Here is a 12,053-nt window from a genome sequence, read left to right as displayed (position 1 = left end):
TCAGTTGTTCTCCTGGGAGATCGGGGCCTCGGTGCGGGATACGGCGGGCTCGGCGCCGCCGAGCAGCAGGTACATCACGGCCATCCGGATGCTGACGCCGTTGGCCACCTGTTCGACGGCGGTGCAGCGGGGCGAGTCGGCGACCTCGGCGGTGATCTCCATGCCGCGGTTCATCGGCCCGGGGTGCATCACGATGGCGTCTCCGGGCATCCGCGCCATGCGCTCGCCGTCGAGCCCGTAGCGGCGGGCGTATTCGCGTTCGGTGGGGAAGAAGGCGGCGTTCATCCGCTCGCGCTGGACGCGCAGCATCATCACCGCGTCGGACTTGGCGAGCACCGCGTCCAGGTCGTAGGAGACCTCGCACGGCCAGCTCTCGACGCCGACCGGCACCAGGGTGGGCGGCGCGACGAGCGTGACGTGGGCGCCGAGGGTGCTCAGGAGGTGGACGTTGGAGCGGGCCACCCGGCTGTGCAGGATGTCGCCGACGATCGTGATGCGCCGCCCGTCCAGGCCCACACCCTCCTCGCCGACCAGGCGGCGGCGCATGGTGAAGGCGTCCAGCAGCGCCTGGGTGGGGTGCTCGTGGGTGCCGTCCCCCGCGTTGATGACGGAGCCGCCGATCCAGCCGGAGGTGGCCAGCCGGTGGGGGGCGCCGGAGTCACCGTGCCGTATGACGACGGCGTCGGCGCCCATGGCCTCCAGGGTGAGCGCGGTGTCCTTCAGCGACTCGCCCTTGGAGACGGAGGAGCCCTTGGCGGAGAAGTTGATGACGTCGGCCGACAGCCGCTTGGCGGCGGCCTCGAAGGAGATCCGGGTGCGGGTGGAGTCCTCGAAGAAGAGGTTGACGATGGTTCGGCCGCGCAGCGTCGGCAGCTTCTTGATCGGCCGGTCGGCGAACCTGGCCATCTCCTCGGCGGTGTCGAGGATGAGGACGGCGTCGTCGCGGGTGAGGTCGGCGGCCGAGATGAGGTGGCGCTTCATCTGTTGCCTGGTGCCTTCCGTGGGATGGGATGTGAGGTCGTCGCGAGGGGCCGCGGGCATGCGGGAGCACGCGCGCAGGCGGATGCGGCTCGGGCGGTCGGGGCGTTCGGAGGTTCCCCGCGCACCGTGCGGGTGCGTGGAGCTATCCGGCGGGGGCCGTGCCGTGCCGGGCGCGCTCGGACGCGGCGTTCTCAGGGGTCTCGCGGGTGCCGAGCAGCACGCCGTCGTGGCCGTCCTCCTCGGTCAGCTGGACCTTGACGGTCTCGCGCTGCGAGGTGGGCAGGTTCTTGCCGACATAGTCCGCGCGGATGGGAAGCTCGCGGTGACCGCGGTCGACGAGAACGGCGAGCTGCACGGCTCGCGGACGTCCGATGTCACCCAGGGCATCGAGCGCGGCGCGGATGGTGCGGCCCGAGTAGAGCACGTCGTCGACGAGGACGACGAGCCGTCCGTCGACCCCCTCGGCGGGGATCTCGGTGCGCGCGAGGGCGCGTGCGGGGCCCAGTCGGAGATCGTCGCGGTACATCGTGATGTCCAGCGAGCCGACCTGAATCGTGCCGTCGGTGATCTCTTCGAGCTTGGCGGCCAGCCGCCTGGCGAGGAAGACGCCGCGGGTGGGAATGCCGAGAAGTACCACGTCGTCGGCACCCTTGGCGCGCTCGACGATCTCGTGGGCGATACGGGTGAGGACCCGTGCGATGTCCGGCGCCTCCAGAACAGGCCGGGCCGGATCCATGCTTGCGCTGCTGTCGTCCATGAAAAATCGGACCTCCTTCCCCGCCTCACGGGACGGGCCTTAAAGGACGTCGGTCTCTTGCGGCTCCACGCTATCAGGGCCCCTTCGGGAGGGTCCGGCGGGGGCGGTGCCAGCCGTCTGGACCCTCTCGGCTTGACGCGGCACATTACGCTGCGTAACCTCACAGTGAGTTACCAAACGCGCGGCCGAGCCGCTCAGCGATACAGCGTCCGGGGAGCCATATGTCCAGCGAATACGCCAAACAGCTCGGAGCGAAACTCCGCGCCATCCGCACCCAGCAGGGCCTCTCCCTCCATGGTGTCGAGGAGAAGTCCCAGGGCCGCTGGAAGGCGGTCGTGGTGGGCTCGTACGAGCGCGGGGACCGCGCCGTGACCGTGCAGCGTCTCGCCGAGCTGGCGGACTTCTACGGAGTGCCGGTGCAGGAGCTGCTGCCCGGGACCACGCCGGGCGGAGCCGCTGAGCCCCCGCCGAAGCTCGTGCTCGACCTGGAGCGGCTGGCCCACGTCCCGGCGGAGAAGGCGGGCCCCCTCCAGCGCTACGCGGCGACGATCCAGTCCCAGCGCGGCGACTACAACGGCAAGGTCCTCTCCATCCGCCAGGACGACCTGCGCACGCTCGCGGTCATCTACGACCAGTCGCCGTCCGTGCTGACCGAACAGCTCATCAGCTGGGGCGTCCTGGACGCGGACGCGCGCCGCGCGGTGTCCCACGAGGACGTGTAAGAGGGCACCGGCTTTCACGCCGCACCTCTTTCCCGCAGCGGAAAAGGAAGGGCACCCCCACGAGAGGGGGTGCCCTTTTCAGCGGGGGGTCTGTCAGCGCAAGAGCCCCGGCTTGAGCTCCTTCAGACGGCCGAGCAGGCCGTTGATGAAACCGGGGGACTCGTCCGTCGAGAACTCCTTGGCGAGCTGGATCGCCTCGTCGATCACCACGGCGTCCGGCACGTCGTCCACCCACAGCAGCTCATACACGCCGAGCCGCAGGATGCTCCGGTCCACATCGGGCATCCGGTCGAGCGTCCAGCCCACGGCGTAGGTGGACAGCAGCTCGTCGATACGGGCCGCGTTGTCCGCGTACCCCTCGGCGAGCTGCATCGTGTACTCGGTCACCGGCGGCTGCCGGGAGTCGGTCCGGGCGAGCCGCAGCCAGTCCGCCAGCACGGTCTGCACCTCGGCATCGCGCTGATCGGCCTCGAAGAGGATCTGGAAGGCGCGCTTACGGGCCTTGTTGCGGGCAGCCACGGTTAGCTGTTCACCCGGCCGAGGTACTCGCCGGAGCGGGTGTCGACCTTGATCTTCTCGCCGGTCGTGATGAAGAGCGGGACCTGGATGCTGTAGCCCGTCTCCAGCTCGGCGGGCTTGGAGCCGCCGGTGGAGCGGTCCCCCTGGACGCCGGGTTCGGTGTGCTTGATCTCCAGCTCGACGGCGGCAGGCATCTCGACGTAGAGCACCTCGCCCTCGTGCTGTGCGACGGTCGCCTCGAAGCCCTCGATGAGGTAGTTCGCGGCGTCGCCGACGACCTTGCGGTCGACGTGAAGCTGGTCGTAGGTCTGCATGTCCATGAAGACGAAGTAGTCGCCGTCCATGTAAGAGAACTGCATGTCACGTCGGTCCACGGTGGCCGTCTCGACCTTGGTGCCCGCGTTGAACGTCTTGTCGACGGTCTTGCCGGACAGCACGTTCTTGAGCTTGGTGCGGACGAAAGCGGGGCCCTTGCCGGGCTTGACGTGCTGGAACTCAACGACGGACCAGAGCTGGTCGGCGTCGAGCTTGAGCACCATGCCGTTCTTGAGGTCGTTCGTGGATGCCACGGTCGCGGAATCTCCTGAGACTGCTGCGGAGACCAGGGCTACTGCCGCGCCTCCGAAGGCCCGTGGGCCTGTCCCCGCGAGGACTAGAGGGCGAGCAGCTCCTTGGTCGTGATGGTGAGTAGCTCGGGTCCGCCGTCCGCCTGCGGGCGGACGACGAGCGTGTCGTCGATCCGGACGCCGCCCCGGCCCGGGAGATGGACCCCCGGTTCGACGGTGACCGGCACACAAGCGTCCAGTTTACCCATGGCCGCAGGTGACAGCCGAGGGTCCTCACCGATTTCCAGCCCCACCCCATGGCCCGTGGACTCCTCGACGGCCGCACCATGCCCGGCGGCGTCCAGTACCTGCCGGGCCGCGAGGTCCACCTCGCGGCACTCCGTACCGGGCCCCAGAGCCTCCCGCGCAGCGCGCTGAGCGGCGAAGACGAGGTCGTACAGCTCGATCTGCCAGTCCTCGGGCGCGGTGCCGATCACGAACGTACGGCCGATCTGACAGCGGTATCCGCGGTAGCGGGCGCCCAGGCGCACGGTCAGGAAATCTCCCTCTTCCACACGCCGGTCGGTCGGCCGATGTCCGGGAAGTCCGGAATGGGGACCGGTCGCCACGGAGGTGGGGAAGGCCGCGCCCTCGGCACCGTGGTCGATCAGCCGCCGCTCCAGCTCCAGCGCGAGGTGCCGCTCGGTACGGCCCACGAGGATCGACTCCAGCAGCTCGCCGAGCGCCTGGTCGGTGATCTCGGCCGCGATACGCAAAGCGGAGATCTCCTCCTCGTCCTTGACGACCCGCTGCTGCTCCACAGCCAGGCCGAGGTCGGCGAGGCGGAGGCCGGGGGCGGCCGTGGCGAGGGCGCGGTGCCGGGCGACCGTCAGATGGTGCTCCTCGACGGCCAGCGCGCCGGCCCCGCCGCGTGCGGCGAGCCCGGCGGCGGCCACCGCGGCGTCCTCGACGCTCCCGGCGGTCCTGGCTCTGCCCTTGGCGCCCCGGGCGCGGGGGGCGCTCTGCGCGCCGTCCATGGCCTCGCGGCCCTCTCCCGGCTCTTCGCCGCCCTCCGCGTTCTCCGCGCTCTCCGCGTCCAGCACGGTCTCACGCAGGCCGTCGGCGGGGTTGCCTCCGTTCAGCGGGCCCCCTCCCGGGACAGAGACAAGGGTGTCCCGGCCGTCCGCTCCGAGCAGCAGCACGCTGTCGGGGGCCGCGCGGCCGGTGAGATAGCGGACGTTGGCAGGGCTGGAGACCAGCACCGCGTCGGCGGGTCCGTCGTGCGCCGTGCTCGCCGCACAGCGGTCACGGAGCCGTGAGCGGCGGGAGACATGCACCTCGGACATGTGCCGAGCCTATGCACGTCGGCCCGCCTCGGCCGCCCGGAGAGGGCCGTGCGGGCGACAGGCCCCCGGGGACCGGGCTTGTGGGGCTCAGCTACCAGCTCAGCGGGCTGGCGAGGCTGCGCGCGACGACGTTGTCGAGCATGCGGGCCGTGCTGGCCACGTCCTGGCGCGAGTTGTCGATGATGGGCAGCCCCGAGCCGTACCAGCCGGCCATACGGCCGTGGATGTGGGCGACCTCCTCGTCGGACAGGCGTCTGTTGCCTGACCGGGCCGCGTTGCGCTCCAGGACGATGTCCAGGCCCGGCAGCAGGACGACCGGGATGAGGCCGGGGCCCACATGGCGCTTCCAGCCGCCGAGGCCGACGACCGGCCAGTCGGGGAAGACCGCGTCGTCCAGGACGCAGGAGACACCGTTGGCCAGAAAGTTGCGCGCGGAGAAGCCACAGGTGCGGCGGGCGAGGCGGTACTGCGCCTCGGAGTGGTCGTTCCAGCCCGCCTGGGGGTCGGCGAAGCCGGAGCGCACCCATTCGCGTACGTCGTCGAGGCTGATGTGCGCCGTGGGGACGGCTCGGTGGTCCGCCCAGTAGCGCGCCACGGTGGTCTTGCCCGCGCCCGCCGGGCCGATGAGCAGGACGGCGACGGCCGCGCGGGTGCCGTCGAGCTGGGCGGGGGTGGCGCCCGGCGCGGGTATCTGCACCGGGCCGCCGGGGGGCAGCTTGATGTGGCCCGTCGACTCGCTGGATTGCCCCCCGCCGCCCTGCGGTGCGCCGACACCCTGCGGCGCCCGCCCGCCGGGCGGCACTCCCCCGCCGGGCGGGCCCTGGGGTGCGGGCTGGGCGGGCGGCTGGGCGGGGTGGGGCTGGGGCGGAAGCGGAGGCTGTGGGTGCTGCTGGGTCTGCGGGTGGGGCGGCTGCGGGTGCGGCGGCTGGGGCTGGGGCTGGGGCTGCGGGTGGGGCGGGTGAGGCGGGTGGTGGGGGTGCGCCGGGCCGGCGGAGGCATCAGGGCGGAGTGGGGGCGTGGGCCACTGTGCGGCGAAGCCTCCGTAGGTGCCATGGGCACCGCTGTGCTGCATCCGGACCCCAACTCCGTCTCAGGTCTGGGGGCGCCGTCGGCGGGCGCCCTGTGTCTTTCGGATACCGGTTCTCCGGATACCGAAGGTACCGTTCCCAACCGTCTTGCTGTGAACGGCCGGGTCCACTCCCGAGTGCCCGACGCCCCTGCGCCGCCCGGCGGTTCCCGTCCGCGCGGCGGGTGGCGGTCCCGCCCCCCGCCGCGGACGGTCGCTCAGGCCGCGATCTCGGCGTGCGCCGCCAGCAGCATGGCGGGGTCGGGGCTCTCCAGCACCGCGGGCCTGGCCAGCCCTTCGAGGACGATGAAACGCAGCCGGTCGCCCCGGGACTTCTTGTCGACCTTCATCGTGTCCAGCAGCTTGGGCCACTGGTCGCCGCGGTAGGTGACGGGCAGCCCGACGGACTCCAGCACGGCGCGGTGCCGGTCGGCGGTGGCGTCGTCCAGCCGCCCCGCGATCCTGCCCAGTTCGGCGGCGAAGACCATGCCGACCGAAACGGCCGCACCGTGCCGCCAGTTGTAGCGCTCGTTCTTCTCGATGGCGTGCGCGAGGGTGTGGCCGTAGTTGAGGATCTCGCGGCGGCCCGACTCCTTGAGGTCGTCGGTGACCACCTCGGCCTTGACGCGGATGGAGCGCTCGATCAGCTCCGCCGTGTGCGCTCCGGCGGGGCTTCGGGCCGCCTGCGGGTCGCTCTCGATCAGCTCCAGGATGGCCGGGTCCGCGATGAAGCCCGCCTTGATGATCTCGGCCAGGCCGCTGACGTAGTCGTGGGTGCCCAGCGAGTCGAGCGCCGCCAGGTCGCACAGCACACCGGCCGGCGGGTGGAAGGCCCCGACGAGGTTCTTGCCCTCGGCGGTGTTGATCCCGGTCTTGCCGCCGACCGCCGCGTCCACCATGCCCAGGACCGTCGTCGGCACCGCGATCCAGCGCACCCCGCGCAGCCAGGTCGCCGCGACGAACCCGGCCAGGTCGGTCGTCGCCCCTCCCCCGACACCGACGATCACATCGGTGCGGGTGAAGCCGGTCTGGCCGAGGGCCTTCCAGCAGTAGGCGGCGACCTCGGCGGTCTTGGACTCCTCCGCGTTGGGCAGCTGGACGGCGACGGCCTCGTAGCCCTGGCCCGCCAGATCCTCGCGTAGCGCCTCGCCGGTCTCGGCGAGCGCCTCGGGGTGCAGGACGGCGACGCGGCGGACGTCGGGGCCGATGAGGCCGGGCAGCTCGCCGAGCAACTGCCGCCCCACGAGCACGTCGTAGGGCGCGGTGCCCGCCGTGCCACCGACGGCGATACGGGTCACGGAGGGGTGCTGGGTGGTCATTGCTGCTTCTCCGGCTGGGTCGGCTGTAGCTCCAGGGCGGCGAGGATCTCGTCGGCCACCTCGTCGGGGGTGCGGTCCTCGGTGCTGACGACGGCGCGCGCGACCTCGGTGTAGAGGGGCCTGCGCTCCTCCATGAGCTTGCGCCACTGCTGGCGCGGGTTGATCATCAGGAGCGGACGGGGGGCGTCCAGGCCGACGCGCTTGACGGCCTCGCCCAAGCCCATCTCCAAGAAGACCACGGGGCGCCCGGCCAGCAGCGCCCTGGTCTCCTCGGCGAGCACCGCGCCGCCGCCGAGCGCGAGAATCCCGGTGTGCTCGGCCAGCGCCTCGCGCACGGCGGCGCGCTCCAGCTCCCGGAAGTGTGTCTCGCCCTCGTCGAGGAAGATCTCGGAGATCGGCTTGCCCGCCGTCTCCACGATGTCCTGGTCGGTGTCGCGGCAGGCCAGCCCGAGCCGTTCGGCGAGGATCGCGCCGATGGTGGACTTGCCGACGCCCATCGGACCGACGAGTACGACGGCGGGGCCGGTCACTTGATCTCCAGGTTGTCGAGGAAGCCGCGCACGTTGCGCCGCGCCTCGGCGACGCTGTCACCGCCGAACTTCTCGGCCACCGAGTCGGCCAGCACCAGCGCCACCATGGCCTCGGCCACGATTCCGGCGGCCGGTACGGCGCACACGTCCGAGCGCTGGTGGTGCGCCTTGTCCGCCTCGCCGGTGCGCACATCGACGGTCGCCAGGGCGCGCGGCACCGTGGCGATGGGCTTCATCGCAGCCCGTACACGCAGCAGTTCACCCGTGGACAGACCGCCCTCGGTGCCGCCGCTGCGCCCGGAGGCGCGGCGGATGCCGTCGGGGGTGGTGTGGATCTCGTCGTGCGCCTGGGAGCCGGGCACCCGGGCGAGGCCGAAGCCGTCGCCCAGCTCCACGCCCTTGATCGCCTGGATACCCATCAGCGCACCCGCCAGCCGGGAATCCAGCCGCCGGTCCCAGTGCACGTGCGAGCCGAGACCGACCGGCACGCCGTGCGCGACGACCTCGACCACGCCGCCGAGGGTGTCGCCGTCCTTGTGGGCCTGGTCGATCTCCGCGACCATCGCCTCGCTCGCCTCCGGGTCGAGGCAGCGCACGGGGTCGGCGTCGAGCCGCTCCACGTCCGCCGGCGCGGGCACACTGCCGTACGGGGCCTTGGCAGCGCCCAGCTCGACCACGTGCGAGACGATCTCGACCCCGGCGACCTCGCGCAGGTACGAGCGCGCGACGGTACCGAGCGCCACGCGGGCGGCGGTCTCGCGCGCCGAGGCACGCTCCAGGATCGGGCGGGCCTCGTCGAAGCCGTACTTCTGCATCCCCGCCAGGTCCGCGTGGCCCGGGCGGGGGCGGGTCAGCGGGGCGTTACGCGCCAGCTTGGCCAGCTCGTCGGGGTCGACGGGGTCGGCCGCCATGACCTGCTCCCACTTGGGCCACTCGGTGTTGCCCACCATGATCGCGACCGGGGAGCCGAGGGTCTCGCCGTGGCGCACGCCACCGAGGAAGGTGACCTCGTCGCGCTCGAACTTCATCCGCGCGCCGCGCCCGTAGCCGAGACGGCGGCGCGCCAGCTCGTCGGCCACCATGTCGGTGGTGACCGGGACGCCGGAGGGGAGGCCCTCCAGCGTCGCCGCCAGTGCGGGGCCGTGCGACTCCCCCGCTGTCAGCCAGCGCAACCTGCTCAACGGTGCTCCTCTCGGCCGCCTCGCGGCCCATGCTCTTCCCTGGGACCGATCCTCCCATGCCCGGAAGGAGGGGCCTCCCCCGAGCCCACGAAAACAGCCCCGCCGGGGCACCTCCCCGCCGAAGACCGGAGGAACGAGGAGGCGGGCAGGAGCCGGATCAGGCGGCGCGGGCCCGCAGCTCCGCCTCACCCGCCGCGCGCATCACACCCGGCGCCGGCCGCCGGCCGGTCATCTGCTCGACCTGAAGCACCGCCTGGTGCACAAGCAGGTCCAGCCCGCCGACGACGCCACCGTTCCAGGCCGCGGCCAGGGCGGTCGGCCAGGGGTCGTAGACGACGTCGAAGAGCGTGCCGCCCACGGCGGGCGCCGCCTGTGCGAGGCCGTCCGTCGCTCCCACCGGCGTGGTGGAGAGGACGAGCGGCGCCCTGAGCCCCTCCGCGGCGCGCGTCCATTCCTCCGTGCGTACGGCGACGCCGAGGCGCTCGCCCCAGCCCCGCATCTCGCGCGCCCGCTCCTCGCTGCGCACATAGGCGGTGATCTCGCCCTTGCACACCCGGGTGAGCGCGGCGAGCGCGGAGGCCGCCGTGGCGCCGGCGCCGAGCACGGTCGCGCTGTCGACGGCTTCGACGTCGACCTCGTTCAAGGCGGCGATCATGCCGGGGATGTCGGTGTTGTCGCCGAGGCGGCGGCCGTCCTCGCCGAAGACCACGGTGTTGACGGCCTCGACCGAGGCGGCGGTCTCGCTGACCTCGTCCAGCAACGGGATGACCGCCCGCTTCAGCGGCATGGTCAAGGACAGTCCGGCCCACCGCTCGTCGAGGTCGGCGAGGAAGCCGGCGATGCCCTCCTCGTCGACGTCGAAGCGGTCGTACGTCCAGGTCCCCAGGCCAAGTTCGGCGTACGCGGCGCGGTGCAGCACCGGGGAGAGCGAGTGGGCGATCGGGGAACCGAGGACCGCCGCACGCTTGCCCCGCTCCTGCCCGGTGTATGACTCCTGGTGCGCCTGCTCGGGCATCAGCCGCCGTTCCCCTTCTTGTTGCGCTGTTCCTTGTTGAAGTCTTCGACGTTCTTGGAGTGCTCGCTCTCGCTGTCGGTGAAGCGGGTGTCCCCGGGCTTGACCGTGACGAAGTAGAGCCAGTCTCCCTTGGTCGGCTTGAGCGCCGCCTCTATGGCCTGGTGGCCCGGGTTGCCGATGGGGCCGGGCGGGAGGCCCTGGTGGAGATAGGTGTTGTACGGCGAGGGGTACTTCGTGTCGCTGATCGACGTGTCCAGGCTGGAGCGGCCCATCGCGTAGTTGATGGTCGAGTCGAAGCCGAGCTTCATGTCCTTGTCGAGGCGGTTGTAGATGACCCGGGAGACCTTGCCGAACTCGTGGTCCTGCTGGGCCTCGGCCTGGACGAGGGAGGCGATGGTGATGACCTCCTCGGGTGTCTTGCCGGCCTTCTTCGACTCGGCTTCCAGGCCCGTCCTCGTGTACTCGGCCTCGGCGCGCCTGACCATCTCGCGCAGTACGTTCTCAGGTTTGCTGTTCTTGCCGACGCTGTACCTGGAGGGGAAGAGGAAACCTTCCGGCTTGCCCTTGGCCCACTTCGGGAGGCCGATCTTGCCGGATTCGGCGGCCTTCTCGGTGGTGCCCTCGGGGACGTCGAGCTTCTTGTCGACCTCTTGGTAGATCTTCTTGGCGCGCCAGCCCTCGGCGACGATGAGGCCGTTCTGGCTGTTGGGGTCGAGCATCAGCTCGACCGCACGGGCGCCGGACATCCGCTTGCGCAGGGTGTAGGTGCCCGCCTGGATACCTCTCTTGTTGCCTGCCGCCTCCACGAAGGCACCGGGGCTCTTGACCACACCCTCGCGCTGGAGGACCTGGCCCATGTCGGCTACGGATGCCCCTTCCGGGATCTTGACCGTCACCTCGCCCGAGCCCTTGCCCGGGTAGTCCGGGGCCGGGCCGAAATGGGTCTGGTAGAAGTCGTAGCCGAAGTATCCGACAGTGCCGACGCCCGCCGCCAGCACAGCGGCGACCACGGTGCAGGCGCAGCCGCTACGGCGCTTGGTCCTGCTCCCCGTCCCGCTCTTGCGCCCGCGACCGCGCCCGTCTTCGTCCCCGTCATAGCGGTCGTAGCGGTCGTAGTCGTCCGGCTCCTCCTCGTCCCGGTCCGAGAAGAAGGCATGCTCGCCCCGGTCGGGGCCGGGGTCCCAGCCGGTGTCGGGATCCGGGGCCGCCGGTCCGCGCTGCGGGTCGTGGCCGGGGTGCTCGTGGGGGTGCCGTGGCTGAGGCGGGGCGTAGCCGCCCTGCTGCTGGTAGCCCTGCGCCGGTCCGGCGTAGGCGGGGTGCTCACCGCTGGCGTAGAGATCGGTGGGCCCCATGGCCTGGTACTCACCGGTGCCGTAGGGGTCGGCGGGCGCCATCGCCGGGTGCTCGCCGGTGCCGTACAGGTCGGCCGGGCGCATGACGCTGTGTTCGCCGGTGCCGTACAGGTCGGCGGGCGCCATCGCCGGGTGTTCGCCGGTGCCGTAGAGGTCGGCCTGCGGGATGCCGTACTGGCCGGTGTCGTACTGGCCGGTGTCGTGCCCGCCCTGCCCGCCGTACCCGGGGTCGTAGTGCCGGCCGCCGCCCTGGGTGCCCTCCCAGCCGCCGTACTGCTGCTGCTCCGGCTGCTGCTGGGGGTGCTGATAGTTCTGGTAGTGCTGATAGTCCTGCGGCTGCTGGTAGTTCTGAGTCTGCCCGTACTGAGGAGCCTGCTGGGGGTGCTCGTACTGCTGGGGGTATTCGTACTGCTCGTACTGCTGCGACTGCTGCTGGTAATAGGGGTCGTGGGGCTGTTGCGCCCCGGGGTACTGCGGGTACCCGGGGTTACCGGAATACTCCCCCTGCTGCGAGTTCGGACCCCAGCCGTCCTCGTACCCGGCCTGACCGCCGCTCCACTCCTGATCCCCGTAGAGGGGGTCATCAGGATGCCACGGTTGGGAACCAGGTCCCCGGCCATACTCAGTCATCGATCCCCTTGTGACGCGAGAGCGGCAGCCGGTGAAGTCGCGGCGGGCTCCCGTACCGAAGCCCGTGCGCTGTATGTATGCGTTCGCCGG

Annotated in this window: 12 protein-coding genes; 1 reads left to right on the top strand and 11 read right to left on the bottom strand. The window is 71.5% G+C overall.

Annotation, left to right across the window (positions count from 1 at the left end):
• Window positions 1-981 carry an aspartate carbamoyltransferase catalytic subunit gene (locus OHB04_RS36835; protein WP_326691974.1) on the bottom strand — a complete coding sequence of 327 codons (981 nt, stop codon included), beginning with the start codon at window positions 979-981 and terminating at the stop codon, window positions 1-3.
• Window positions 982-1,123: 142 nt separating this feature from the next.
• On the bottom strand, window positions 1,124-1,738 hold the full coding sequence (gene pyrR, locus OHB04_RS36830) for a bifunctional pyr operon transcriptional regulator/uracil phosphoribosyltransferase PyrR (protein WP_326691973.1): 615 nt from the start codon (window positions 1,736-1,738) through the stop codon (window positions 1,124-1,126).
• A 221-nt stretch (window positions 1,739-1,959) separates the two neighbouring features.
• Between pyrR and bldD the strand changes: the two genes are divergently transcribed.
• Window positions 1,960-2,460, top strand: coding sequence for a transcriptional regulator BldD (bldD, locus tag OHB04_RS36825; protein WP_030875652.1), 501 nt, complete (start codon window positions 1,960-1,962; stop codon window positions 2,458-2,460).
• 93 nt (window positions 2,461-2,553) lie between these two features.
• Here the strand turns inward: bldD and nusB are convergent, their stop codons facing one another.
• The 9 genes from nusB to mltG form a co-directional block, all read right to left on the bottom strand.
• The gene (nusB, locus tag OHB04_RS36820) at window positions 2,554-2,979 is read right to left on the bottom strand and encodes a transcription antitermination factor NusB (RefSeq protein ID WP_326691972.1); all 426 of its coding nucleotides are present in this window, start codon (window positions 2,977-2,979) and stop codon (window positions 2,554-2,556) included.
• Between the two features lie 2 nt (window positions 2,980-2,981).
• The gene (gene efp, locus OHB04_RS36815) at window positions 2,982-3,548 is read right to left on the bottom strand and encodes an elongation factor P (RefSeq protein WP_326691971.1); all 567 of its coding nucleotides are present in this window, start codon (window positions 3,546-3,548) and stop codon (window positions 2,982-2,984) included.
• Between the two features lie 83 nt (window positions 3,549-3,631).
• Window positions 3,632-4,870 (bottom strand): aminopeptidase P family protein, encoded by a 1,239-nt coding sequence (locus tag OHB04_RS36810; protein ID WP_326809147.1) that lies wholly within the window; start codon window positions 4,868-4,870, stop codon window positions 3,632-3,634.
• Between the two features lie 91 nt (window positions 4,871-4,961).
• Window positions 4,962-5,942, bottom strand: coding sequence for an AAA family ATPase (locus tag OHB04_RS36805; protein ID WP_326809146.1), 981 nt, complete (start codon window positions 5,940-5,942; stop codon window positions 4,962-4,964).
• 212 nt (window positions 5,943-6,154) lie between these two features.
• The gene (gene aroB, locus OHB04_RS36800) at window positions 6,155-7,255 is read right to left on the bottom strand and encodes a 3-dehydroquinate synthase (protein WP_326691968.1); all 1,101 of its coding nucleotides are present in this window, start codon (window positions 7,253-7,255) and stop codon (window positions 6,155-6,157) included.
• Window positions 7,252-7,785 (bottom strand): shikimate kinase, encoded by a 534-nt coding sequence (locus OHB04_RS36795; RefSeq protein WP_326691967.1) that lies wholly within the window; start codon window positions 7,783-7,785, stop codon window positions 7,252-7,254. Before OHB04_RS36795 ends, aroB begins: the two co-directional genes overlap by 4 nt.
• Window positions 7,782-8,966 (bottom strand): chorismate synthase, encoded by a 1,185-nt coding sequence (gene aroC / locus OHB04_RS36790; protein WP_326691966.1) that lies wholly within the window; start codon window positions 8,964-8,966, stop codon window positions 7,782-7,784. The genes OHB04_RS36795 and aroC overlap by 4 nt, the downstream gene beginning before the upstream one ends.
• Window positions 8,967-9,123: 157 nt before the next feature.
• Complete coding sequence (locus OHB04_RS36785; RefSeq protein ID WP_326691965.1) at window positions 9,124-9,981, bottom strand: shikimate dehydrogenase; 858 nt, start codon at window positions 9,979-9,981, stop codon at window positions 9,124-9,126.
• Entirely contained in the window at window positions 9,981-11,963 is a 1,983-nt protein-coding gene (gene mltG, locus OHB04_RS36780; RefSeq protein ID WP_326691964.1) for an endolytic transglycosylase MltG, read from the bottom strand. Before mltG ends, OHB04_RS36785 begins: the two co-directional genes overlap by 1 nt.
• Window positions 11,964-12,053: the final 90 nt, after the last annotated feature.

Source organism: Streptomyces sp. NBC_01775, from assembly GCF_035917675.1.
Taxonomy (GTDB): domain Bacteria; phylum Actinomycetota; class Actinomycetes; order Streptomycetales; family Streptomycetaceae; genus Streptomyces.
Note: the sequence above shows the minus strand (reverse complement) of the source record. Positions and strands in the feature narration are given on the sequence as shown.

What these genes read in the sequence shown, in the direction of transcription:
- aroB (WP_326691968.1), bottom strand. Translation starts at nt 7,255, where the DNA reads ATGACCACCCAGCACCCCTCCGTGACCCGTATCGCCGTCGGTGGCACG.
- pyrR (WP_326691973.1), bottom strand. Translation starts at nt 1,738, where the DNA reads ATGGACGACAGCAGCGCAAGCATGGATCCGGCCCGGCCTGTTCTGGAG.
- bldD (WP_030875652.1), top strand. Translation starts at nt 1,960, where the DNA reads ATGTCCAGCGAATACGCCAAACAGCTCGGAGCGAAACTCCGCGCCATC.
- mltG (WP_326691964.1), bottom strand. Translation starts at nt 11,963, where the DNA reads ATGACTGAGTATGGCCGGGGACCTGGTTCCCAACCGTGGCATCCTGAT.
- OHB04_RS36835 (WP_326691974.1), bottom strand. Translation starts at nt 981, where the DNA reads ATGAAGCGCCACCTCATCTCGGCCGCCGACCTCACCCGCGACGACGCC.
- OHB04_RS36805 (WP_326809146.1), bottom strand. Translation starts at nt 5,942, where the DNA reads ATGCAGCACAGCGGTGCCCATGGCACCTACGGAGGCTTCGCCGCACAG.
- OHB04_RS36810 (WP_326809147.1), bottom strand. Translation starts at nt 4,870, where the DNA reads ATGTCCGAGGTGCATGTCTCCCGCCGCTCACGGCTCCGTGACCGCTGT.
- OHB04_RS36785 (WP_326691965.1), bottom strand. Translation starts at nt 9,981, where the DNA reads ATGCCCGAGCAGGCGCACCAGGAGTCATACACCGGGCAGGAGCGGGGC.